The following is a 23,946-nucleotide window of genomic DNA, read 5'->3' on the forward strand; positions in this document are numbered from 1 at the left end:
GCTTACTCCGAATGTTGAGCGGCTTGCTCGTTTAGTCGTCTATAAGGGCGCAATAGCATACCCCTTTGCCTCCTAGGAGGCAAGGGGTATGCCTACACCCGCTTTTAAGTCAGCGCAGGATCAACCCTGGCGCTGCTTATGCCGCGGTTCGCTACAGATGACACGAATCGCGCCATTGCGCCGAATGATCTTGCAGTTACGGCACATTTTCTTGACGGAAGCTCGAACTTTCATCGTTCTCTCCAAAAAACCTAGCGGGGCTCGTTTAACGCAGGATACCGCCGCTGCCATAGCCTTTCAGGTTGGACTTCTTCATCACCGATTCATATTGATTCGACATCAGATGCGACTGCACCTGGGCCATGAAGTCCATGACTACCACCACCACGATGAGCAAGGAAGTACCGCCAAAGTAGAAAGGCACTTGCCATGCCACCACGAGGAACTGAGGCATCAGGGAAACTGCGGTGATGTACAAGGCGCCGAAAAGCGTCAGACGCGTCATGACCTTATCGACATAGCGGGACGTTTGCTCGCCCGGACGAATCCCCGGTAGAAACGCTCCCGACTTCTTCAGGTTGTCGGCGACATCCTTGGGATTGAAGACCAACGCCGTGTAAAAGAAGCAGAAGAATAGCACCGCCGCCGCGAAAAGCAAGATGTACAGCGGCTGCCCCGGCCCAAGTGCCTGCGAAACCGTCTGCAGCCAGGCCATGTTCTGCCCATCACCGATCCACTGACCAATCGAGGCCGGGAACAGCAAGATACTGGAGGCAAAGATCGGCGGAATGACACCGGCCATGTTGACCTTCAGCGGCAGATAGCTGCTCTGCCCGGCATACATCTTGTTGCCTACCTGACGACGCGGATAATTCACCTTGATCCGTCGCTGGCCACGCTCGATGAAGACCACGAATGCAACGGTCGCGATCCCCAGGACTGCCAACGACAGCAACGGCAAGATATTCCAGGCCCCATCGTTTCGCGCCAGCTCGAAAGACTGGCCGATAGCGCTCGGAAGACCCGCCACGATACCCGCGAAGATGATAAGGGAAATGCCGTTACCAATACCTTTTTCGGTGATCTGCTCTCCCAGCCACATCAGGAACACGGCACCCGCGACAAACGTCACGATCGCTGTGAAGTAGAAGCTGAGATCGCCGCTATAGGCGACGCCCTGTCCGACCAGACCGACTGCCATGCCGGTCGCTTGGATCAATGCCAGCAGCACCGTACCGTAGCGCGTGTACTGGTTGATCTTGCGCCGGCCAGCCTCACCTTCCTTCTTCAGCTGTTCCAGCTGAGGCGAGACCGCCGTCAGGAGCTGCATGATGATCGACGCGGAGATATACGGCATGATCCCCAGCGCAAAAATACTCATGCGCGACAACGCACCACCCGAAAACATGTTGAACATGCCCAGGATGGTGCCCTGATTTTCCCTGAACAAGGCAGCAAGCTGGTCAGGATTGATGCCAGGCACCGGAATATGGGCACCGATACGGTACACCACGATGGCGATGAACACGAAACGCAAACGCGCCCAAAGTTCACTCAGACCACTTCCACTGGCCGGCATGTTTCCTGACTTAGCCATTAGTCCTCTACCTTGCCACCGGCAGCTTCGATCGCGCCACGGGCACCCTTGGTGACCTTGAGACCACGAACCGTGACTGCTTTGTTCAGTTCACCGGAGAGAATCACCTTCGCGTACTTGGTATTATCCTTGAGTACGTTGGCTTTCTTAAGGCTATCCAGATCGACGATATCACCATCGATCTTCGCCAACTCCGCCACGCGCACCTCTTCGGATGCCAGCGACTTGATGGACGTGAAACCGTATTTCGGCAGACGACGCTGCAATGGCATCTGACCGCCTTCGAAACCGGGCTTCACGGACCCACCGGAGCGTGACTTCTGGCCTTTGTGGCCGCGGCCACCGGTCTTTCCCAGACCGGAGCCGATGCCACGACCGACGCGCTTCTCGGCGTGCTTCGAGCCCAGTGCTGGGCTCAGACTATTGAGTTTCATGGATTACTCTCCCTCAACACGCACAAGGTAATTAACCTTGTTGACCATACCGCGTACGGCGGGGGTGTCTTCCAGCTCAACCGTGTGACCGATGCGGCGCAGCCCTAAGCCACGAATAGTGGCCTTGTGCTTTTCCAAAATGCCGATGGTACTACGAGTCTGGGTAACCTTGATCGTTGCTGCTGCCATGATGCCTTACCCCGCGAGCTCTTCGACGGACATACCACGCTTAGCGGCAATATCCTCCGGAGACTGCATGGCGGCGAGACCTTTGATAGTCGCGCGCACCACGTTCACCGGGTTGGTAGAACCGTAACACTTGGCGAGAACGTCATGGACGCCTGCCAGTTCGAGTACGGAGCGCATGGCACCGCCAGCAATGATGCCGGTACCTTCAGACGCCGGCTGCATGAACACCTTGGAGGCACCATGACGGGCCTTCGTGGGGTACTGCAGCGTAGAGCCACTGAGACTTACCTTCACCATGTTGCGGCGAGCCTGGTCCATCGCCTTCTGGATCGCGACTGGCACTTCACGTGCTTTGCCGCGGCCGAAGCCGACGCGACCGTTGCCATCGCCAACGACGGTCAGTGCGGTGAAGCCGAAAATACGACCACCTTTCACAACCTTGGCGACGCGGTTTACCTGCACGAGTTTCTCTTGCAGATCGCCGCCCTTCTGTTCGTTATTCGCCATCGTAAAACCCTTTAGAATTCCAGGCCGCCTTCACGAGCGGCATCTGCCAGGGCCTTGATACGACCGTGGTATTTAAACCCGGCACGATCAAAGGCCACCTCGGTGATGCCCGCTTCCTTTGCGCGTTCGGCAATCAGGGCGCCCACCTTGGAGGCGGCGTCCGCATTGCCCGTGGATCCTTCACGCAGGCTCTTATCGAGCGTGGATGCGCTGGCCAGTACTTGGCCACCATCCGGCGAAATGATCTGCGCGTAGATGTGGCGCGGCGTGCGATTGACGCACAAGCGAGACACGCCAAGCTCGCGGATCTTGGCGCGAGCGCGGCGGGCACGACGGAGACGAGATTCTTTCTTCGCGTTCATAACCCTGCCTTACTTCTTCTTGGCTTCTTTGCGGCGGACTTCTTCGTCGCCATACCGAATCCCCTTACCCTTGTAGGGCTCGGGCGGACGGAAGGCACGAATTTCCGCTGCGACCTGGCCGAGCTTCTGCTTGTCCGCGCTTTTCAGCACGATAATGGTGTTCTTCGGCGTTTCAGCCGTCACACCTTCAGGCAGCGTATACTCGACGGGGTGCGAGAAGCCTAATGTCAGGTTGAGTGTGTTGCCGCTTGCTTGCGCGCGGTAACCGACACCGTTGATCTCGAGAGACTTGCTAAAGCCTTCCGAAACGCCGGTAACGAGGTTCTGTACCAGCGCACGGGTGGTTCCGACCATCGCCCAGCTTTTGGCGGACTCGCTCGGATTAAATGTCAGTTGGCCTTCTTCCTGGCCCACAGTGACATCGGAATGCACGGTCATGGAGAGCGTGCCCTGACCGCCCTTGACGGTCAGCTTGTTGGCCTCGAGTTTGACCTCGACGCCACTCGGCAGTTTCACCGGATATTTGGCTACGCGGGACATTCCAAACTCCTAGAATACGGTGCAGATGACTTCACCACCGACACCGGCCTGACGCGCCGCACGATCGGTCATCACGCCCTGAGAAGTGGTGACGATCGCGATGCCCAGACCATCCGCGACTTTCGGCAGCGTGTCCTTGCCCTTGTAAGAGCGCAGGGACGGCTTGGAAAAGCGCTGGATGTGCTCGATGACCGGCTTACCCTCGAAGTACTTGAGAGTAACGGTCAGCTGGGGCTTGGCGCCTTCCGTGACAGTGAAGTCGTGGATATAGCCCTCTTGCTTCAATACGCGAGCCACCTCGACCTTGAGGTTGGAAGACGGCATGGAAACCGTCTCCTTGGTGGCCATCTGCGCATTGCGGATACGGGTAAACATATCCGCCAGAGTATCTTGCATGCTCATTACGTTGCGCTCCTGATTCTCGCGTAGCTTACCAACTGGACTTCTTGAGCCCAGGTACGTCGCCACGCATGGCGGCTTCACGCAGTTTATTGCGGCCCAAGCCGAACTTGTTGTAGAAGCCGTGCGGGCGACCGGTCACGCGGCAGCGATTACGCTGACGCACCGGACTGGAATCGCGCGGCAACTCCTGAAGTTTCAGTTGGGCGTCGAAGCGCTCTTCATCAGAAGCGTTGACGTCATAGATGACGGCCTTGAGCTCGGCACGCTTGGCCGCGTACTTGTCTACCAGCTTCGCGCGCTTGAGCTCACGCTCAATCATGCTTTTCTTTGCCATGATCCCACCCTTATTTCTTGAACGGGAAGTTCAGCGCGCTCAGCAGCGCACGGCCTTCTTCATCGGTGTTGGCAGTAGTGGTGACTGTGACATCCAACCCGCGAATACGATCAATCTTATCATATTCGAGCTCGGGGAAGATGATCTGTTCACGCACACCCATTGAGTAGTTGCCACGACCATCGAAGGACTTGGGGTTCAGACCACGAAAGTCACGAACGCGCGGAATCGCGACGTTCACGAGACGATCGAGGAAATCCCACATCCGTTCGCGACGTAAAGTCACCTTGATACCGATCGGCCAGCCCTCACGGACCTTGAAGCCTGCGATGGACTTGCGTGCCTTGGTCACTACCGGCTTTTGACCGGAGAGTTTCTCCAGGTCGCCGACGGCGTTGTCGATCAGCTTCTTGTCGCTGGTCGCATCGCCGATGCCCATATTAAGGGTCACCTTGGTGATCCGCGGTATCTGCATCACGTTGGCGTAGCTGAACTGCTCTTGGAGCTGAGCTGCCACCTCGTTCTGATAACGTTCTTTCAAGTTCGCCATTTTGCTACCCGACTCGCGTTAGGCGTCGATCTGCTTTTGCGTCGACTTGTAGATACGTACCTTGGTACCGTCTTCCTGAATCTGGAAGCCGACGCGATCCGCCTTACCGGTCTCCTGATTGAAGATGGCCACGTTGGATCCGTGAATCGGGGCCTCACGCTCGACGATACCCCCCTGCTTGCCTTGCATGGGGTTAGGCTTGGTGTGACGTTTAATCATGTTCACACCGGACACGACATAGGACCCATCCAGGACCCGTTTGATCGTGCCGCGCTTGCCCTTGTCCTTGCCGGCAATGACGATTACTTCGTCGTCACGTTTAATCTTTCGCATATCCGCCTCGCTCCTCACAGCACTTCAGGCGCTAGGGAAATGATCTTCATGAACTTCTCGTTGCGAAGCTCACGCGTAACCGGCCCGAAGATACGGGTACCGATCGGCTGCTCGTTGGCGTTTTGCAACAGAACGGCCGCATTTCCATCGAAGCGGATCAGTGAACCGTCTGTACGACGGACACCACTCTTGGTACGTACAACGACGGCCTTGAGAACCTGGCCTTTTTTGACCTTGCCTCGCGGAATCGCTTCCTTGACCGTCACTTTGATGACGTCACCAACACGGGCGTAACGGCGGTGCGACCCGCCCAGCACCTTGATGCATTGCACCCGGCGCGCGCCGCTGTTGTCGGCGACATCCAGCATTGTCTGCGTCTGAATCATCGGTTTTCTCCAAACCTAAACTGACTGCACTGGTGAAAGGCTCTGGCCTGCTCAGCCCTTGGCCTGCTCGACCACCTCGACCAGCGTCCAGGCTTTCAACTTGGAGATCGGACGGCACTCTTCGATAGAGACCGTATCCCCGACCTTCGCCTGATTCGCCTCGTCATGGGCGTGCAGTTTGGTGGAGCGCTTCACGTACTTGTCGTAAATCGGATGCCGGACACGGCGCTCGACCTGAACGACGACGGACTTGTCCATCTTGTCGCTCACGACCTTGCCATTCAGTGTGCGGGCATTATTTTCTTCAGCCATCTCAGTCACCTGCCTTCTCATTGAGCACAGTCTTAACGCGAGCGATATCGCGACGCACCTGCTTGAGCAGATGGGTCTGGCTCAGCTGGCCGGTGGCCTTCTGCATGCGCAGGTTGAACTGCTCCCGGAGGAGCTCGAGCAGCTGCTGCTGAAGCGCTTCGACTGATTTTTCACGAATTTCCTGGGCTTTCATCACATCACCGTCCGTTTCACAAAGGTGGTGGAGACCGGGAACTTCTGGGCGGCCAGGTCAAAAGCCTCACGCGCCAGCTCCTCGGAAACGCCTTCGATCTCGTAGAGCACCTTGCCGGGCTGGATTTGGGCGACCCAATATTCAACGGAGCCCTTACCCTTACCCATACGGACTTCCAGCGGCTTCTCGGTAATCGGCTTATCCGGGAAGACGCGGATCCAGATCTTGCCGCCACGCTTGACGTGACGCGTAATGGCACGACGGCCGGCTTCGATCTGGCGAGCGGTGATACGTCCGCGACCGGTGGCTTTCAGACCGTACTCGCCGAAGCTCACCTTGCTTCCGCGATGCGCGAGACCGCGATTACGGCCTTTCTGCACCTTGCGAAATTTCGTACGCTTGGGTTGTAACATCGATCCACTCTCCCCTTACTTGGAACCTTTCTTCTTGGGCCCCGGTGCCTGAGCTTGTTTCTGCTTGGCACGCACTTCCTCGATGCCGCCGAGGATCTCACCCTTGAAGACCCACACTTTGACGCCGATAACGCCGTAAGTGGTGTGCGCTTCGTAAGTGGCGTAATCGATGTCGGCGCGCAGCGTGTGCAGCGGCACGCGACCTTCGCGATACCATTCGGTACGCGCGATTTCCGCACCACCAAGACGCCCTGACAACTGGATCTTGATGCCACCAGCGCCCAGACGCATGGCGTTCTGCACGGCGCGCTTCATGGCACGACGGAACATCACGCGGCGCTCAAGTTGGCCGCAGACGTTCTGCGCGACGAGCTGTGCGTCGAGCTCGGGCTTGCGTACCTCTTCGATATTGACGTGCACGGGCACGCCCATCATCTCGGAGAGGTCACGACGCAGGCGATCGACATCCTCGCCTTTCTTGCCAATCACGATGCCCGGACGAGCGGTGTGAATGGTGATGCGTGCGTTGTTTGCTGGACGCTCGATGGTGATGTCGCTCACAGAGGCGTTTTTCAAACGCTGCTCCAGGAAACGGCGCACTTCGAGGTCATTATTCAGCTTATCGGCATAAGCACCACGCTCGGCGTACCAGACGGAGCGGTGATCCTTAACGATGCCTAGCCGAATACCTGTCGGATTTACTTTCTGACCCATCTGGTCGACTCCTACTTCTCGGCTACCTTGACGGTGATGTGGCAAGTGCGCTTCAAAATGCGATCCGCACGGCCCTTGGCGCGAGGCTGGATGCGCTTAAGCGTCATGCCCTCATCGACGCAGATGGTCGAGACACGCAGCTCGTCGATGTCCATGCCATTGTTTTCTTCCGCATTCGCGATGGCGGACTGAAGCACTTTCTTGACGATCTTCGCCGCTTTCTTCGGCGAATACGTCAATGTATCCAGTGCTTCGGCGACCGGCTTACCGCGCACCAGGTCAGCCACCAAACGGGCCTTCTGGGCGGATAAACGAGCGCCACGCAGCTTTGCTGTGACTTCCATCTCTCTAACCTCTCTGGCTTACCGTTTGGCTTTCTTGTCCGCCGCATGGCCGCGGTAGGTGCGGGTGGCAGCGAATTCGCCCAGCTTGTGGCCAACCATTTCCTCGGAGACATGCACCGGGACATGTTGACGCCCGTTATGGACTGCAATGGTGAGCCCGACCATATTCGGCAGGATCATGGAGCGACGCGACCAGGTCTTGATCGGTTTGCGGTCGCTCTTCTCCACTGCAGTCTCAACCTTCTTCAGCAGATGAAGGTCAATAAAAGGACCTTTCTTCAGTGAACGTGGCACAGCCGTTACCTCTTAATGTCTTGGCGTTAGATCTTACTTCCGGGCCTTACGGCGACGGACGATCAGCTTGTCGGTGCGCTTGTTCTTGCGGGTCTTATGGCCCTTGGTGGGGATGCCCCACGGGCTGACCGGATGACGGCCACCGCTGGAGCGGCCTTCACCACCACCATGCGGATGGTCCACCGGGTTCATCGCGACACCGCGAACCGTCGGACGCACGCCTCTCCAGCGCTTCGCACCGGCCTTGCCAAGTTGACGGAGGCTGTGCTCGGAATTGCCCACTTCACCCAAGGTTGCACGGCATTCTGCCAAAATCTTGCGCATCTCGCCGGAACGTAGACGCACAGTGGCGTAGTTGCCTTCACGTGCTACCACTTGGGCACTGGCACCGGCACTCCGTGCGATCTGAGCACCCTTGCCGGGCTTCATCTCGATGCAGTGCACGGTCGACCCTACCGGAATGTTACGCAGCGGCAGCGCGTTACCACGCTTGATCGCTGCATTGACGCCGGACTCCAAGCGGTCGCCCGCTTTCACGCCACGCGGAGCGATGATGTAGCGACGCTCGCCGTCCAGGTACTTGAGCAGCGCAATGTTAGCGCTACGATTGGGATCGTATTCGAGGCGCTCAACGACAGCGGCAACGCCATCCTTGGCACGTTTGAAATCGATCACACGATAGTGCTGACGGTGACCACCCCCGACATGACGGGTAGTGATACGACCGTTATTGTTACGACCGCCGCTCTTGGATTTCTTCTCCAATAGGCCGGCATAAGGGCGACCCTTGTAGAGCTCGTCGTTGACGACTTTGATGACGTGACGACGACCGGCGGACGTGGGTTTGGTCTTAACAACTGCCATGATCCGTACTCCTGCCTTACTCGGCGCCAGAGAAGTCTTCGAGAGTCTCGCCGGCCGCCAGTGTGACGTATGCCTTGCGATATCCCTTGCGCAGACCAACACCATGCTGCGTGCGCTTGGTCTTACCCTTGACGTTTAAGACCTGCACGCCAGCGACCTTCTTCTCGAAGAGCGCTTCGACGGCTTTCTTGATCTCGGGCTTGGTCGCGTCCTGGGCCACCTTGAACACGTACTGGTTGTTTTCGGCGGCGAATGCGGCCTTCTCGGTCATATGAGGCCCGAGCAGAACCTTGAATACGCGTTCCTGGTTCATCCCAGCTTCTCCTCGAATTTACGCAGAGCGGAAACGGTGACCAGCACCTTGTCAAAGGCAACCAGGCTCACCGGATCGGCAGCCGCGACATCCACTACATCGACGTAGGGAATGTTACGCGCGGCGAGAAACAACTTTTCGTCGATGTCTTCGGTGACGATCAGCGCTTTCTCGAGATCCAGGTCCTTCAGCTTGGCAATCAGCTGCTTGGTCTTGGGGGCATCCACCGCAATGCTGTCAACGACGACTAGACGTTCCTGACGCACCAGCTCGGAGAGAATCGAGCGCATGGCCGCGCGGTACATCTTGCGGTTGACTTTCTGGGTGTAGTCTTGCGGACGTGCTGCAAAGGTCACACCACCACTACGCCACAGTGGCGAGCGAATAGTGCCGGCACGAGCACGGCCGGTTCCCTTTTGACGCCACGGCTTCTTGCCGCCGCCACGTACTTCAGCGCGAGTCTTCTGTGCACGAGTCCCCTGGCGACCGGCTGCGAAATACGCAGTCACGACCTGGTGGACCAGCGACTCGTTAAACTCTTTACCGAAGGTAGCGTCGGACACTTCGACAGTGCCGGCTTCGGCACCTGCGAGATTCAAATTCATCGGTCTCATACCCCTCAGCGAGCTTTAACGGCACTGCGTACGATGACTTCGCAGTCGGTCGCACCCGGCACGGCGCCTTTGACCAGCAGCAAATTACGCTCGGCATCGACGCGCACGATTTCCAGGCTCTGGACGGTCACACGCTCATTGCCCATCTGACCGGCCATCTTCTTGCCCTTGAAGACGCGACCCGGCGTCTGGCACATACCGATGGAGCCCGGAGCGCGGTGCGCAAGCGAGTTGCCGTGACCATTGTCTTGGGTGCGGAAATTCCAGCGCTTGACGGCGCCCTGGAAGCCCTTGCCTTTAGAGGTGCCAGTCACATCGACTTTCTGACCGGCTTCAAAGAGGGATACGGTGATGTTGCCGCCCACTTCAGGAGCATCTTCGCCCTCTTCCAAGCGAAACTCCATCAATGCACGACCGGCCTCGACACCTGACTTGGCATACTGCCCTGCGGCAGCTTTGGTCAGATGCTTGGCCTTGCGGGATCCCGAAGTCACCTGAATCGCGCTATAGCCGTCGGTTTCGACAGTCTTAACGCGAGTCACGCGATTCGGCTCGACCTCGATAACGGTTACGGGCACAGAAGCGCCATTTTCGGTAAAGATGCGGGTCATGCCGCTCTTCTTACCGACCAAACCGATAGTCATGTTCAGTCTCCTTTAGTGTACGGGGCTATCACCCGCTATGGCTGCCCTTTCCAGAGCATTCCACTAGCACATTGTGTGACGCCGTCCCGGCGTGGCGACCTTGTGGAAAAGCCGCTAGTGACTAGTGTGATCAGTCGAGCTTGATTTGCACATCCACGCCAGCGGCGAGGTCGAGCTTCATCAGCGCGTCTACGGTTTTTTCCGTGGGTTCGACAATGTCGAGCACACGCTTATGAGTGCGAATCTCGTACTGATCGCGCGCGTCCTTGTTGACGTGCGGCGAGATCAATACGGTATAGCGCTCGCGATTAGTCGGTAGTGGGATCGGACCACGGACCTGAGCACCCGTACGCTTCGCGGTATCCACGATTTCTTGCGCGGACTGGTCAATCAGGCGATGGTCAAAGGCCTTCAACCGAATGCGAATCTTTTGGTTCTGCATTAGCCTTAAACTCCAATGGATGTCGACGGCGCGAGCCGTCTACCCACGCATTCAAAGGATGCGCATTATAGGCAGGCTGACAGTGACTGTCAAACATGCACAGAAAGGGGGCTCCTCAAAGGAGCCCCCTTCGATCATCGAAGGGCGAAACCCTTACTTGACGATCTTGGCGACAACACCGGCACCCACGGTACGTCCACCTTCGCGAACCGCGAAGCGCAGGCCGTCTTCCATGGCGATCGGCGCGATCAGCGTCACAGTCATCTGGACGTTGTCGCCCGGCATGACCATTTCAACGCCTTCCGGCAGCTCACAAGTACCGGTCACGTCAGTGGTCCGGAAGTAAAACTGCGGACGATAGCCCTTGAAGAACGGGGTATGACGACCGCCTTCTTCCTTGGACAGCACGTAAACTTCGGCTTCGAAGGTAGTGTGGGGCTTGATGGTACCCGGCTTGGCCAGCACCTGACCACGCTCGACGTCGTCACGCTTGGTGCCACGCAACAGCGCGCCAATGTTCTCGCCAGCACGACCTTCGTCGAGCAACTTGCGGAACATTTCGACACCGGTAACGGTCGTCTTGACGGTGTCCTTGAGACCCACGATTTCGACTTCTTCACCGCTCTTGACGACACCACGCTCGACACGACCAGTTACCACGGTACCGCGACCGGAAATCGAGAACACGTCTTCGATCGGCATCAGGAACGGCTGATCGATGGCACGTTCCGGCTCCGGAATATACGCGTCCAGGGCCTTGATCAGGTTGGCAACGGCAGTAGTACCCATGCCGTTATCATCCTTGCCTTCCAGCGCCATCAGCGCGGAGCCAGTGATGATCGGGCAGTCGTCACCCGGGAAGTCGTACTCGTTGAGGAGTTCACGAACTTCCATTTCGACCAGCTCGAGGAGCTCTTCGTCGTCGACCATGTCGGCCTTGTTCAGGAACACGACGATGTTCGGAACACCGACCTGGCGAGACAGCAGGATGTGCTCGCGCGTCTGCGGCATGGGGCCATCCGCGGCGCTGCAGACCAGGATAGCGCCGTCCATCTGAGCGGCACCAGTGATCATGTTCTTGACGTAGTCGGCGTGCCCGGGGCAGTCGACGTGCGCGTAGTGGCGCTCTTCGGACTGGTATTCGACGTGAGCAGTCGCGATGGTGATACCGCGCTCACGCTCTTCCGGCGCGTTGTCGATGGTGTCGAATTCGCGCCAGTCGCCGCCGAAAACCTCCGCGGAAACGCGAGTCAGTGCCGCAGTCAGCGTGGTCTTGCCATGGTCGACGTGACCGATGGTACCGACGTTGATATGCGATTTGGTACGTTCAAATTTTTCCTTAGCCACTGCTATAACCTCTTTACGTTAGCTAACGGTTAACCATTCTGGTTGATGACGGCTTCAACGACGCTGGAGGGCGCCTCTTCGTAATCCGCAAACTCCATAGTGTAGCTTGCGCGGCCCTGGGTCTGAGAACGCAAATCGGTCGCGTAACCGAACATCTCAGCCAGCGGCACCGTGGCGCGGATAATCTTGCCTGCCGGCGAGTCATCCATGCCCTGAACGAGGCCACGGCGGCGGTTAATGTCGCCCATAACATCCCCCATGAACTCTTCGGGAGTCACGACCTCAACCTTCATCACCGGCTCCAGCAGCACGGCCTTGGCCTTCGGCGCGCCTTCCTTGATCGCCATGGAAGAGGCAACCTTGAACGCAGTCTCGTTCGAGTCCACGTCATGGTAGGAACCATCGAACAGCGTGACCTTGACGTCAATCATCGGGTAACCCGCGATGACCCCGTTCTGCAGCTGCTCATAGGCCCCTTTCTCGACGGCCGGCACGTATTCCTTGGGAACCACACCACCGACGATTTCGGAGGCGAACTTGAAGTTCATGTCTTCGTCTTCGCCCTTGTCTTCGGCCGTCAGCGGCTCGATGCGCAGCAGCACGTGACCGTACTGACCACGACCGCCCGACTGACGAACGAACTTGCCTTCCTGCTCGACACTGGCGCGAATCGTTTCGCGGTAGGCTACCTGCGGCTTACCGATATTGGCGTCGACTTTGAATTCGCGACGCAGACGATCGACGATGATGTCGAGATGAAGCTCACCCATGCCAGAAATGATCGTCTGACCGGTTTCCTCGTCGGTCTTGACGCGGAACGAAGGATCTTCCTGAGCCAACTTGCCCAGCGCGGTCCCCATCTTCTCCTGGTCGGGCTTGGATTTCGGCTCCACGGCGACCGAGATCACCGGATCCGGAAACTCCATACGCTCAAGAATGATCTTGTCCTGCAGATCACAGAGGGTGTCACCGGTGGTGACATCCTTGAGACCGATGCACGCGGCGATATCGCCCGCGTAGACTTCCTTGATCTCCTCGCGTGAATTGGAGTGCATCTGGACGATACGGCCCACGCGCTCCTTCTTGCTCTTCACGGAATTGAAGATGCTGTCACCGGACTTGAGCACACCCGAATAGACACGGATAAAGGTCAGTGTCCCGACGAACGGGTCAGTGGCGATCTTGAAAGCCAGCGCAGCGAAAGGTGCTTTATCGTCAGCTTCACGCGTGGCGATTGTGCCATCCTTGTCGTCAAGCTCACCTTCGATAGCCTTGACCTCGGTGGGCGACGGCATGTATTCGATCACGCCATCGAGTACCGCCTGGACGCCCTTGTTCTTGAACGCGCTCCCGCACGTCACCAGAACGATTTCGTTATCCAGAGTACGGCGACGCAAGCCAGCCTTGATGTCCGCCTCGGAGAGGGCGCCCTCTTCGAGGTATTTGTCCATCAACTCTTCGGACGCCTCGGCGGCAGCTTCGACCATCGCCTCGCGATACTTCTCAGCGGTTTCCTTGAGCTCATCGGGAATGTCGACCAGCTCATAGTTCATGCCGTGATTGGCTTCGTCCCAGAGAATGCCCTTCATCTGGATCAGGTCGATAACCCCTTTGAAGTTATCTTCCGCGCCCCAGTTGATCTGGATCGGAACAGTATTGGCTCCCAGCTTCTGCTTGAGCTGGTCGAGCACCATGAAGTAATCGGCCCCGGCGCGGTCCATCTTGTTGACGAACACCATACGCGGAACTTCATACTTGTTGGCCTGACGCCAGACTGTTTCGGTTTGCGGCTGCACACCGGAGGAGCCACAAAGCACAACGACAGCACCGTCGAGGACACGCAAGGAACGTTCGACTTCGATCGTGAAGTCAACGTGTCCCGGTGTATCGATGATATTGATACGATGCTCATCGAACTGCTTGCTCATCCCCTGCCAGAAACAGGTCGTCGCAGCGGAGGTGATTGTGATACCACGCTCCTGCTCCTGCTCCATCCAGTCCATGGTGGCAGCACCATCATGAACCTCGCCAACCTTGTGAGACAGGCCGGTGTAGAACAGGACACGCTCGGTAGTGGTAGTCTTCCCGGCGTCGACGTGAGCCACGATACCGATATTACGGTAGCGATTAAGCGGAGTCTTGCGTGCCACGATGGAATACCCCGTTGGTTAGAAGCGGTAGTGAGAGAAGGCCTTGTTGGCATCTGCCATGCGATGCACGTCTTCACGCTTCTTCACAGCAGCACCCTTGCCTTCGGCGGCGTCCAGCATTTCGCCAGCGAGGCGCTGCACCATGGTCTTCTCACCACGACTGCGCGCCGCATCCACCAGCCAACGCATGGCCAGGGCCTGACGGCGAGAAGGACGGACTTCCACGGGCACCTGATAGGTCGCACCGCCAACGCGGCGAGACTTAACCTCGACCATCGGCTGGATCGTTTCCAGCGCCTTGTCGAAGATTTCCAACGGCTCATCCTTGCTACGTTCGGCAACCCTGTCCAGCGCACCGTAGACGATACGCTCAGCTACAGATTTCTTGCCGTTGATCATCAGGTGATTCATGAACTTGGCCAGACGCTCACTTCCGAATTTCGGATCCGGGAGGATTTCGCGTTTGGCGACAACTTTTCTTCTAGGCATGATAAGCCCTCGTTTCGAAGGGTCCTTCAGGTAAACTCGAGACAACGCATCGCGCGCTCGACCTTACTCTTATCTGACCGACAACAGTTGAAGTCTAGATCGCTTTGCGATCAAGACTTAGGACGTTTGGTACCGTACTTGGAACGGCCCTGACGGCGATTTTGAACACCAGAAGTATCCAGCGCGCCGCGAACGGTGTGATAACGCACACCCGGCAAGTCTTTTACACGACCGCCGCGAATCAGGACCACGGAGTGTTCCTGCAGGTTGTGACCTTCACCGCCGATATAGGAAGCGACTTCGTAGCCATTCGTCAGGCGCACACGGCAAACCTTACGTAGCGCCGAGTTCGGCTTTTTCGGGGTAGTGGTGTAGACACGGGTGCAAACCCCGCGCTTTTGCGGGCAAGACTGCAGCGCCGGCACGTCGCTCTTGGCGGCCGGGCGCTTGCGCGGCTTGCGCACGAGCTGATTGATCGTTGCCATATCTGTAGCTGACTCCAATGGTTGCCAAACCTTTCAACATTGGGGCAGGACGTACCCACCCCACTGTTAAAGGCTGCGCATTCTAATGTCTGGCGACGAGCCACGTCAAGTCCGCCACCACGTAGGCCCCGGACTTGACGGCATACGCCTAGAGGTCTTCGTCGTCGGCGTCCAACGCCGTGAGCTGCGCACCCAATTCCTGCTCGACATCGGAGGCCGAAGGATTGACCGTGTGCCCATCATCCTCACGCTTGCGACGCCGCTCGGCGTGGTGCGCCAATCCAGTCCCGGCCGGCACCAAGCGACCCACCACAACGTTTTCCTTGAGACCGCGCAGGTAGTCGCGCTTGCCGGACACCGCCGCCTCAGTCAATACGCGAGTGGTTTCTTGGAACGATGCGGCCGAGATGAACGACTCTGTTGCCAGGCTCGCCTTGGTGATACCCAGCAGCAAACGCTCGCTTTTGGCCGGGAATTTATCTTCCTGGGCCAAGCGTGCGTTTTCCTCGAGGACGCGGACGTATTCCGCCTGATCGCCGGTAATGAAGGAAGAATCCCCGGCATCGGTGATTTCTACCTTGCGCAGCATCTGGCGCACGATCACCTCGATGTGCTTGTCATCGATGACCACACCCTGCAGACGATAAACGTCTTGGATCTCGACCGTGATGTACTTGGCCAACTCCGCGATCCCGAGCAAGCGCAGGATATCGTGAGGATTGCTGGGGCCATCAGAGATGACCTCACCTTTCTCCACCGTCTCGCCTTCGAATACCCCGATCTGACGCCATTTGGGAATCAGCATCTCGACCGGCTCACCTTCTTCAGGCGTGACCGTCAGGCGGCGTTTGCCCTTGGTTTCCTTGCCGAAGCTGATAGTCCCGGTAACCTCGGCCAGGATCGCTGGCTCCTTGGGCTTGCGCGCCTCGAACAAGTCGGCGACACGCGGCAGACCCCCGGTGATGTCCTTGTTGCCGGATGCTTCAACCGGGATACGCGCGATAACCTCACCGACCCCGACCTGGTCGCCGTTTTCGCCTGCGATAATGGCCTTGCCGGGCAGCATGTACTGCACAGGGGTATTGGAGCCCGGCAGCGTGACATGCTCACCATTCTCATCGAGCAACATGATCATCGGGCGCTTTTCACGGCCAGAGGTTGGGCGCGCGGCGGTCTCGATCACCTCGATGTTAGAAAGACCGGTCATCTCGTCCACGCTGCGGTGGATAGTAATGCCTTCTTCCATGTCGCTGAATTGGGCCCTGCCCTCGACCTCGGCTACGACCGGATGAGTGTGCGGATCCCACTTGGCGACTGGCGTCCCGCCTTCGACCATGTCACCGTCACGGACCGACAGCTCGGCGCCATACGGCAGCTTGTAGTACTCGCGCTCGCGACCATGCTCGTCGGCGACGGCCAAGGCACTCGAGCGAGAAACGACGATGAGCTTGCCGTCATTGCGCTCGACATGCTTGATGTTGTGCAGGCGCACCGTACCACCGTGCTTGACCTGAACGCTATCGACCGCCGAGGCACGCGATGCAGCCCCCCCGATGTGGAAGGTACGCATGGTAAGCTGGGTACCCGGCTCACCGATCGACTGCGCCGCGATAACGCCAACGGCCTCGCCGATGTTGACCTGATGGCCACGCGCCAAGTCACGGCCGTAGCACGATGCGCACACACCATGTCGCGTTTCGCAGGTGATCGCGCTGCGCACGATAATCTCGTCCACGCCCATGGTATCGAGCTCGGCGCACCAAGCTTCATCCAGCAAAGTACCGCGCGGGATCAAAACATCATCAGTGGCGGGATCGACAACATCCTGCGCCACGACGCGGCCCAGCACGCGTTGTGCCAGCGATACGATGACGTCACCGCCCTCGATCACCGGATGCAGCGTCAGCCCCTCATACGTGCCGCAATCCTCTTCGGTTACCACCAGGTCTTGAGACACGTCCACCAAACGACGCGTCAGGTAACCGGAGTTGGCCGTCTTGAGTGCCGTATCCGCCAGACCCTTACGGGCGCCGTGCGTCGAGATGAAGTACTGCAGGACGTTCAAGCCTTCACGGAAGTTAGCGGTAATCGGCGTCTCGATGATCGAGCCATCCGGCTTGGCCATCAGCCCGCGCATGCCCGCCAATTGGCGGATCTGTGCGGCACTACCACGCGCCCCAGAGTCGGCCATAATGAAAACGCTATTGAACGAATCCTGCTCGACCTGCTCGCCATGACGGTCGGTGACGGTTTCCTTCGAGATCCCCGCCATCATCGCCTTGGCGACCTTATCGTTGGCCTTGGACCAGATATCGATGACCTTGTTGTACTTCTCGCCCGCAGTCACTAGACCGGAGGAGAACTGATCCTCGATTTCCTTGACCTCTTCCTCGGCCCCGTCGACGATTTCTTTCTTCGAGTCGGGGATGACGAAGTCGTTGACGCCGATCGATGCGCCCGACCAAGTCGCCAGACGGAAGCCGGTGTACATCAACTGGTCAGCGAAGATGACCGTATCCTTGAGGCCCGCACGACGATAGACGGCGTTGATCAAGCCGGAAATCGCCTTCTTCTTCATCGGCTGATCGACCAGCTCGTAGGGCATCCCCTTGGGCAAGATGCGGAACAGCAAGGCACGCCCCACAGTCGTATCGCGCAGCGAGGTCTTGCCGTTCAGTTCACCGCTTTCGTCGTCCCGATCGTATTCGGTGAGACGCACCTTGACACGCGCATGCATCGACACGCTCTCGGTCCCGAACGCACGCTCGACTTCGTCGAGGTTGGAGAAAACCATGCCTTCGCCTTTGGCATTGACCTTCTCGCGGGTCATGTAATACAGACCCAGCACGACGTCCTGAGACGGCACGATGATGGGCTCGCCGTTGGCCGGCGACAGCACATTGTTCGTAGCCATCATCAGCGTCCGCGCCTCGAGCTGCGCTTCCAGCGTCAGCGGGACGTGTACGGCCATTTGGTCGCCGTCGAAGTCGGCGTTATATGCCGCGCACACCAACGGATGTAGTTGAATAGCCTTGCCTTCGATCAACAACGGTTCGAAGGCCTGGATACCCAAGCGGTGCAGTGTCGGTGCACGGTTGAGCATTACAGGGTGCTCGCGGATGACATCGGCGAGGATGTCCCACACTTCCGGCAACTCGCGCTCGACCATCTTCTTGGCGGCCTTGATGGTAGACGCTTGGCCGCTCGCCTGTAGCTTGGAGTAGATGAACGGCTTGAACAGCTCAAGCGCCATCTTCTTGGGCAAACCACATTGATGCAGACGCAACGTCGGACCCACGGTGATCACCGAGCGGCCGGAATAGTCGACACGTTTGCCCAGCAGGTTCTGGCGGAAACGCCCCTGCTTGCCCTTGATCATGTCGGCCAGCGACTTCAACGGACGCTTGTTGGAACCGGTGATGGCACGACCACGACGGCCGTTGTCGAGCAGCGCATCGACCGATTCCTGCAGCATGCGCTTCTCGTTGCGCACGATGATATCCGGCGCGTTGAGGTCGAGCAGGCGCTTCAGGCGGTTGTTGCGGTTGATCACACGACGATACAGATCGTTGAGATCCGAGGTCGCGAAACGGCCGCCATCCAGCGGGACCAACGGACGCAGATCCGGCGGAAGTACCGGCAGCACTTCCATGATCATCCACGCCGGGTCGTTGCCGGACTTGTAGAAGGCTTCCAATAGCTTCAAGCGCTTGGAGAGCTTTTTGATCTTGGTTTCGGAGTTGGTCTGCGGAACTTCTTCGCGCAGGCGTTCGATCTCTTCTTCGAGATCAACATCGTTGAGCAACGCCTGTACGGCTTCGGCGCCCATACGGGCATCGAAGTCGTCGCCGAATTCTTCCAGCGCCTCGAAGTACTGCTCATCGTTGAGCAACTGGCCGCGCTCAAGCGTGGTCATGCCTGGATCGATGACCATGAAGCTCTCGAAATAGAGCACACGCTCGATATCGCGCAGGGTCATGTCCAGGAACAAGCCGATGCGCGACGGCAGCGACTTGAGGAACCAGATATGCGCCACCGGCGCAGCCAGCTCGATATGCCCCATACGCTCACGGCGCACTGCGGCCTTAGTGACCTCGACACCGCACTTTTCGCAAATGATGCCACGATGCTTCATGCGCTTGTACTTACCGCACAAGCACTCGTAATCCTTCACCGGACCGAAGATCTTGGCGCAGAACAGGCCATCACGCTCGGGCTTGAACGTACGGTAGTTGATGGTCTCAGGCTTTTTGACCTCGCCGTAGGACCAGGAGCGGATCAAGTCCGGCGACGCGAGCGTAATCTTGATCGCATCGAATTCTTCGGACTGTGCCTGCGATTTGAGGACTTTCACCAAATCTTTCATGGGGTCGGCTCCGTAGCGGAGTTGTCATGAGCGGGGCCTCTAAAGGCCCCGCGGACCGTCATTCGTCAGCGTGAAACGCTCAGCCTTCCAGCTCGATATCAATACCCAGCGAGCGGATTTCCTTCACCAATACGTTGAAGGATTCCGGCATGCCTGCCTGCATCGAGTGGTCGCCGTCGACGATGTTCTTGTACATCTTGGTGCGGCCTTCCACGTCGTCGGACTTGACGGTCAGCATTTCCTGCAAGGTATAGGCAGCGCCATAGGCTTCCAGTGCCCAGACCTCCATCTCACCGAAGCGTTGCCCGCCGAACTGCGCCTTGCCACCCAGCGGTTGCTGGGTCACCAGCGAGTACGAGCCGGTGGAACGGGCGTGCATCTTGTCGTCGACCAGATGGTTGAGCTTGAGCATGTACATGTAGCCCACCGTCACGGAGCGATCGAAGGTTTCGCCCGTACGCCCATCATAGAGCGTCATCTGACCGGAATCCGGCAGGTTGGCCAAGCTCAGGAGATGCTTGATCTCGTGCTCCTTGGCACCATCGAAGACCGGCGTTGCCACCGGTACGCCATTGCGCAGATTCTGCGCCAGGGTGATGATCTCTTCATCGCTGAGCGAGTCGATATCTTCCTGGCGCGTCTCGGCGGTGTTGTACACCTGCCCCAAGAAGTCGCGAATCTCCGCCACCTGCTGCTGACGCGCCTCGCGCAACATCTCGTCGATCCTCACCCCGAGCCCCCAGGCGGCCATGCCCAGGTGGGTCTCGAGAATCTGCCCGACATTCATGCGCGAGGGCACACCCAGCGGGTTGAGCACCACATCGACCGGTTCGCCATTGTCGTCGAACGGCATGTCCTCGACGGGCATGATAGACGAAATGACACCCTTGTTACCGTGGCGGCCAGCCATCTTGTCACCCGACTGGATGCGACGCTTCACGGCCAGGTAGACCTTGACGATCTTGAGCACGCCTGGCGCCAGATCATCGCCCTGAGTCAACTTACGTTTCTTGTCTTCGAAACGCTCGTCCATCTCCTTGCGACGTTTTTCCAGCTGCTCATCGGCCTGGGCCAAGAGCTCGTTGAGCGACTCGTCCTGCATGCGCAGCTTGAACCACTGGCTGCGCGGCAACTCGTCGAGGTAGGCTTCATCGAGGATGTCGCCCTTCTTGAGCTTGGGACCGCCATTGACCGGCTGGCCAAGCAACGTGCGCTTGAGGCGCTCGAAGGTGGCCTCTTCGGCGATGCGATAGGTTTCCTGAAGATCCTTGCGCACCTCATCGAGCTGGCTTTGCTCGATGGACAGAGCGCGCGAGTCCTTCTCGACACCATCGCGAGTGAAGACCTGCACGTCGATGATCGTGCCCTTCATACCCGTCGGCGCACGCAGCGAGGTGTCCTTCACGTCGGACGCCTTTTCGCCGAAGATCGCGCGTAGCAGCTTCTCTTCCGGCGTCAGTTGGGTTTCGCCCTTGGGCGTTACCTTGCCGACCAGAATATCGCCAGGGCCGACTTCGGCACCGATGTAGACAATACCTGCTTCGTCGAGCTTGCCAAGTGCCGCTTCACCGACGTTGGGAATGTCCGAGGAGATTTCCTCAGCACCCAGCTTGGTGTCGCGAGATACGCAGGTAAGCTCCTGAATGTGGATGCTGGTGAAACGGTCTTCCTCGACCACGCGCTCCGAGATAAGGATGGAATCCTCGAAGTTGTAGCCGTTCCACGGCATGAACGCCATGCGCATGTTCTGGCCCAGTGCCAGATCACCCATGTCGACGGAAGGTCCATCGGCCAGGATATCGCCGCTTGCCACGGTGTCACCCGGGCGCACGATCGGGCGCTGGTTCATGCAGGTATTCTGGTTGGAACGCAGATACTTGGTGAGATTGTAGATATCGACGCCCGCTTCACCGCCGATGATCTCATCTTCGTTGATGCGTACCACGATGCGCTTGGCATCCACAGAGTCGATCACTCCGCCGCGCCGTGCGACCGCGCAGACGCCAGAGTCACGAGCAACGAAACGCTCCATGCCCGTACCGACCAGTGGCTTCTCGGCGCGCAGGGTCGGAACGGCCTGACGCTGCATGTTCGAGCCCATCAAGGCACGGTTGGCGTCATCGTGCTCGAGGAACGGAATCAACGCCGCGGCCACGGACACCACCTGACGAGGTGACACGTCCATCAACGTGACCTTGTCCGGTGCCATGAAAGTGGTCTCGCCTCTGTGGCGTACCTGAACCAGGTCGTCTACCAGCTTGCCGTCCTCATCCACCGTCGCAGACGCCTGGGCAATGATGAAGTCACCTTCCTCGATGGCCGACAGATGCACGACCTCGTCGGTAACCTGACGATCACTTACCTTGCGATACGGCGTTTCCAGGAAGCCGTAGCTGTTGGTGTGACTGTAGGTCGCCAGCGAGTTGATCAGGCCGATGTTGGGGCCTTCCGGCGTTTCGATCGGGCACAGGCGCCCGTAGTGCGTGGCGTGAACGTCGCGCACTTCGAAGCCGGCACGCTCACGGGTCAGGCCACCTGGCCCAAGCGCGGACACACGACGCTTGTGCGTGACCTCGGAGAGCGGGTTGTTCTGGTCCATGAACTGGGACAGCTGCGAGGAGCCGAAGAACTCTTTCACTGCAGCCGCCACCGGCTTGGCATTGATCAGGTCTTGCGGCATCAAGCCTTCGCTCTCCGCCATGGAGAGACGTTCCTTGACCGCACGCTCGACGCGTACCAAACCGACGCGGAACTGATTCTCCGCCATCTCACCGACACACCTAATGCGACGGTTGCCTAGGTGGTCGATATCATCGACGTCACCAAAGCCGTTACGGATATTGATCAGCTCGCGGAGAACATCAAGGATGTCCTGATTGTCGAGAATCCCGGAGCCGGTATCCCCTTCGCGACGCAGACGGCGGTTGAACTTCATGCGACCGACGCCCGACAGGTCGTAGCGATCCTCGGTGAAGAACAAGTTGTGGAACAACGTCTCAGCCGCTTCCTTGGTCGGCGGCTCCCCGGGACGCATCATGCGATAAATCTCGACCAGCGCCTCTAGCTGAGAGCGCGTGGTGTCGATCTTCAACGTATCGGAGACGAACGAGCCCGCATCGAGATCGTTGGTGTACAACGTCTCGAGCGTGGTGATGCCCGCTTGACCGAGCGTTTCAAGCAGCTCGGGGGTGATTTCCGTATTGCATTCGCACACCAGCTCGCCGGTATTCGGATCGACCTGATCCTTGGCTAGCGTCTTGCCGAACAGATATTCCATCGGCACATCGAGGCGCTCGAGGCCGGCTTTCTCCATCTGGCGAATGTGCTTCTGGGTGATGCGACGACCTTCCTCGACGATGAGATTACCCTCGCCGTCCTGGATATCGAAAGTCGCCGTCTCGCCACGCAGACGTGACGGTACCAGCTCGACGCTGAACCCTTTCTTCTCGACATGGAAGGTGCTGGTGTCGAAGAACGTCTCGAGGATCTCCTCGGCACTCATGCCCAGCGCACGCAGCAATACCGTGGCCGGCAGCTTGCGGCGACGGTCGATACGGACGTAGACGTTGTCCTTGGGATCGAACTCGAAATCCAGCCATGAACCGCGATACGGGATGATGCGCGCGGAGTACAGCAGCTTGCCGGACGTGTGACTCTTGCCCTTGTCGTGGTCGAAGAACACACCCGGCGAGCGATGGAGCTGGGAGACAATGACACGTTCGGTACCATTGACAACGAAGGTACCGTTTTCCGTCATCAGGGGGATCTCCCCCATGTAGACTTCCTGCTCTTTAATGTCCTTGATCGCCTTGTTGGACGAGTCCTTATCGTAGATGATCAAGCGCACCTTGACCCGCAGCGGCGCCGAATAGGTCACACCACGCAGTTGGCATTCCTTGACGTCGAAAGCCGACGTGCCAAAGCGGTAGCTGACATACTCGAGAGCGGCATTGCCGGAAAAGCTCTCGATAGGGAACACGGACTTGAAAGCAGCATGCAAGCCGACGTCGAGGCGTTCTTCGATCGCCCGGTCCTGCTGGAGGAAGTCGTAGTAGGAATCAAGCTGAATGGCCAGCAGGTAAGGCACATCCATCACTTGTGGCAGTTTGCCGAAATCCTTGCGGATGCGTTTTTTCTCAGTGTATGAGTAAGCCATCTGTATTCCCCAGCTTGTTCACCTTGGGTGACCGGTGCGTGGTCGGCGCCGCCTGAAGGGATTTCCCATCAGGCGCTGACGGCAAGCCCTTACGAGAGCTCGCCGTCGGAATTCGTCTAGTCAGACACGTGACATTCTGGCTAGCAGCAACAGAAAAAGGCCGGCAGCGGGA

29 protein-coding genes are annotated in these 23,946 nt (G+C 58.3%); all 29 read right to left on the reverse strand.

What is annotated here, in order from left to right:
• Window positions 1–120 precede the first annotated feature (120 nt).
• The 29 genes from rpmJ to rpoB all read right to left on the reverse strand — a co-directional run bounded on the left by rpmJ (window position 121) and on the right by rpoB (window position 23,774).
• The gene (gene rpmJ / locus LUN51_RS14240; RefSeq protein ID WP_075369409.1) at window positions 121–234 is read right to left on the reverse strand and encodes a 50S ribosomal protein L36; all 114 of its coding nucleotides are present in this window, start codon (window positions 232–234) and stop codon (window positions 121–123) included.
• Between the two features lie 31 nt (window positions 235–265).
• Complete coding sequence (gene secY, locus LUN51_RS14245; protein ID WP_040239383.1) at window positions 266–1,597, reverse strand: preprotein translocase subunit SecY; 1,332 nt, start codon at window positions 1,595–1,597, stop codon at window positions 266–268.
• Complete coding sequence (gene rplO / locus LUN51_RS14250) at window positions 1,597–2,031, reverse strand: 50S ribosomal protein L15 (RefSeq protein WP_075369411.1); 435 nt, start codon at window positions 2,029–2,031, stop codon at window positions 1,597–1,599. The genes secY and rplO overlap by 1 nt, the downstream gene beginning before the upstream one ends.
• Window positions 2,032–2,034: 3 nt before the next feature.
• Window positions 2,035–2,220, reverse strand: a complete 186-nt coding sequence (rpmD, locus tag LUN51_RS14255) for a 50S ribosomal protein L30 (RefSeq protein ID WP_040239387.1) — start codon at window positions 2,218–2,220, stop codon at window positions 2,035–2,037.
• A gap of 6 nt (window positions 2,221–2,226) precedes the next feature.
• Window positions 2,227–2,727 (reverse strand): 30S ribosomal protein S5, encoded by a 501-nt coding sequence (gene rpsE, locus LUN51_RS14260; RefSeq protein WP_040239388.1) that lies wholly within the window; start codon window positions 2,725–2,727, stop codon window positions 2,227–2,229.
• Between the two features lie 11 nt (window positions 2,728–2,738).
• Window positions 2,739–3,089 carry a 50S ribosomal protein L18 gene (rplR, locus tag LUN51_RS14265; protein WP_040239390.1) on the reverse strand — a complete coding sequence of 117 codons (351 nt, stop codon included), beginning with the start codon at window positions 3,087–3,089 and terminating at the stop codon, window positions 2,739–2,741.
• A gap of 9 nt (window positions 3,090–3,098) precedes the next feature.
• Entirely contained in the window at window positions 3,099–3,629 is a 531-nt protein-coding gene (rplF, locus tag LUN51_RS14270; protein WP_075369412.1) for a 50S ribosomal protein L6, read from the reverse strand.
• Window positions 3,630–3,638: 9 nt separating this feature from the next.
• The gene (gene rpsH, locus LUN51_RS14275) at window positions 3,639–4,031 is read right to left on the reverse strand and encodes a 30S ribosomal protein S8 (RefSeq protein WP_040239394.1); all 393 of its coding nucleotides are present in this window, start codon (window positions 4,029–4,031) and stop codon (window positions 3,639–3,641) included.
• 28 nt (window positions 4,032–4,059) lie between these two features.
• Entirely contained in the window at window positions 4,060–4,365 is a 306-nt protein-coding gene (gene rpsN / locus LUN51_RS14280) for a 30S ribosomal protein S14 (protein WP_040239397.1), read from the reverse strand.
• A gap of 10 nt (window positions 4,366–4,375) precedes the next feature.
• Window positions 4,376–4,915: a 50S ribosomal protein L5 gene (rplE, locus tag LUN51_RS14285; protein WP_246894739.1), complete on the reverse strand. Its 540-nt coding sequence runs from the start codon at window positions 4,913–4,915 to the stop codon at window positions 4,376–4,378.
• An 18-nt stretch (window positions 4,916–4,933) separates the two neighbouring features.
• On the reverse strand, window positions 4,934–5,248 hold the full coding sequence (gene rplX / locus LUN51_RS14290; protein ID WP_040239402.1) for a 50S ribosomal protein L24: 315 nt from the start codon (window positions 5,246–5,248) through the stop codon (window positions 4,934–4,936).
• A 14-nt stretch (window positions 5,249–5,262) separates the two neighbouring features.
• Window positions 5,263–5,634 (reverse strand): 50S ribosomal protein L14, encoded by a 372-nt coding sequence (gene rplN, locus LUN51_RS14295; protein WP_040239405.1) that lies wholly within the window; start codon window positions 5,632–5,634, stop codon window positions 5,263–5,265.
• Window positions 5,635–5,685: 51 nt separating this feature from the next.
• The gene (gene rpsQ / locus LUN51_RS14300; RefSeq protein WP_040239407.1) at window positions 5,686–5,946 is read right to left on the reverse strand and encodes a 30S ribosomal protein S17; all 261 of its coding nucleotides are present in this window, start codon (window positions 5,944–5,946) and stop codon (window positions 5,686–5,688) included.
• A gap of 1 nt (window position 5,947) precedes the next feature.
• Window positions 5,948–6,139, reverse strand: coding sequence for a 50S ribosomal protein L29 (gene rpmC, locus LUN51_RS14305; RefSeq protein WP_011505737.1), 192 nt, complete (start codon window positions 6,137–6,139; stop codon window positions 5,948–5,950).
• Window positions 6,139–6,552 carry a 50S ribosomal protein L16 gene (gene rplP / locus LUN51_RS14310; protein ID WP_011505736.1) on the reverse strand — a complete coding sequence of 138 codons (414 nt, stop codon included), beginning with the start codon at window positions 6,550–6,552 and terminating at the stop codon, window positions 6,139–6,141. The genes rpmC and rplP overlap by 1 nt, the downstream gene beginning before the upstream one ends.
• Before the next feature lie 15 nt (window positions 6,553–6,567).
• On the reverse strand, window positions 6,568–7,266 hold the full coding sequence (gene rpsC / locus LUN51_RS14315; RefSeq protein ID WP_040239410.1) for a 30S ribosomal protein S3: 699 nt from the start codon (window positions 7,264–7,266) through the stop codon (window positions 6,568–6,570).
• An 11-nt stretch (window positions 7,267–7,277) separates the two neighbouring features.
• Window positions 7,278–7,610 carry a 50S ribosomal protein L22 gene (gene rplV / locus LUN51_RS14320; RefSeq protein WP_040239413.1) on the reverse strand — a complete coding sequence of 111 codons (333 nt, stop codon included), beginning with the start codon at window positions 7,608–7,610 and terminating at the stop codon, window positions 7,278–7,280.
• A gap of 18 nt (window positions 7,611–7,628) precedes the next feature.
• Window positions 7,629–7,904, reverse strand: coding sequence for a 30S ribosomal protein S19 (gene rpsS / locus LUN51_RS14325; protein WP_011505733.1), 276 nt, complete (start codon window positions 7,902–7,904; stop codon window positions 7,629–7,631).
• Window positions 7,905–7,937: 33 nt separating this feature from the next.
• Window positions 7,938–8,768 carry a 50S ribosomal protein L2 gene (rplB, locus tag LUN51_RS14330; RefSeq protein WP_040239415.1) on the reverse strand — a complete coding sequence of 277 codons (831 nt, stop codon included), beginning with the start codon at window positions 8,766–8,768 and terminating at the stop codon, window positions 7,938–7,940.
• Between the two features lie 16 nt (window positions 8,769–8,784).
• Window positions 8,785–9,081: a 50S ribosomal protein L23 gene (rplW, locus tag LUN51_RS14335; protein WP_040239417.1), complete on the reverse strand. Its 297-nt coding sequence runs from the start codon at window positions 9,079–9,081 to the stop codon at window positions 8,785–8,787.
• Window positions 9,078–9,686: a 50S ribosomal protein L4 gene (gene rplD / locus LUN51_RS14340; RefSeq protein ID WP_040239419.1), complete on the reverse strand. Its 609-nt coding sequence runs from the start codon at window positions 9,684–9,686 to the stop codon at window positions 9,078–9,080. Before rplD ends, rplW begins: the two co-directional genes overlap by 4 nt.
• Window positions 9,687–9,700: 14 nt before the next feature.
• Window positions 9,701–10,339, reverse strand: coding sequence for a 50S ribosomal protein L3 (rplC, locus tag LUN51_RS14345; RefSeq protein ID WP_246894737.1), 639 nt, complete (start codon window positions 10,337–10,339; stop codon window positions 9,701–9,703).
• A gap of 130 nt (window positions 10,340–10,469) precedes the next feature.
• Window positions 10,470–10,781: a 30S ribosomal protein S10 gene (gene rpsJ, locus LUN51_RS14350; protein ID WP_011505728.1), complete on the reverse strand. Its 312-nt coding sequence runs from the start codon at window positions 10,779–10,781 to the stop codon at window positions 10,470–10,472.
• Window positions 10,782–10,934: 153 nt separating this feature from the next.
• Window positions 10,935–12,128: an elongation factor Tu gene (gene tuf / locus LUN51_RS14355; RefSeq protein ID WP_246894736.1), complete on the reverse strand. Its 1,194-nt coding sequence runs from the start codon at window positions 12,126–12,128 to the stop codon at window positions 10,935–10,937.
• A 29-nt stretch (window positions 12,129–12,157) separates the two neighbouring features.
• Complete coding sequence (gene fusA / locus LUN51_RS14360) at window positions 12,158–14,278, reverse strand: elongation factor G (protein ID WP_246894735.1); 2,121 nt, start codon at window positions 14,276–14,278, stop codon at window positions 12,158–12,160.
• Window positions 14,279–14,296: 18 nt separating this feature from the next.
• On the reverse strand, window positions 14,297–14,767 hold the full coding sequence (gene rpsG, locus LUN51_RS14365; RefSeq protein WP_246894734.1) for a 30S ribosomal protein S7: 471 nt from the start codon (window positions 14,765–14,767) through the stop codon (window positions 14,297–14,299).
• Between the two features lie 110 nt (window positions 14,768–14,877).
• Window positions 14,878–15,252: a 30S ribosomal protein S12 gene (rpsL, locus tag LUN51_RS14370; protein ID WP_040239433.1), complete on the reverse strand. Its 375-nt coding sequence runs from the start codon at window positions 15,250–15,252 to the stop codon at window positions 14,878–14,880.
• A 148-nt stretch (window positions 15,253–15,400) separates the two neighbouring features.
• Window positions 15,401–19,618 carry a DNA-directed RNA polymerase subunit beta' gene (gene rpoC, locus LUN51_RS14375; protein WP_246894733.1) on the reverse strand — a complete coding sequence of 1,406 codons (4,218 nt, stop codon included), beginning with the start codon at window positions 19,616–19,618 and terminating at the stop codon, window positions 15,401–15,403.
• A 79-nt stretch (window positions 19,619–19,697) separates the two neighbouring features.
• Window positions 19,698–23,774: a DNA-directed RNA polymerase subunit beta gene (rpoB, locus tag LUN51_RS14380; protein WP_277811770.1), complete on the reverse strand. Its 4,077-nt coding sequence runs from the start codon at window positions 23,772–23,774 to the stop codon at window positions 19,698–19,700.
• Window positions 23,775–23,946: the final 172 nt, after the last annotated feature.

The sequence above is a fragment of the Chromohalobacter canadensis genome, from assembly GCF_029544075.1.
Taxonomy (GTDB): domain Bacteria; phylum Pseudomonadota; class Gammaproteobacteria; order Pseudomonadales; family Halomonadaceae; genus Chromohalobacter; species Chromohalobacter canadensis_A.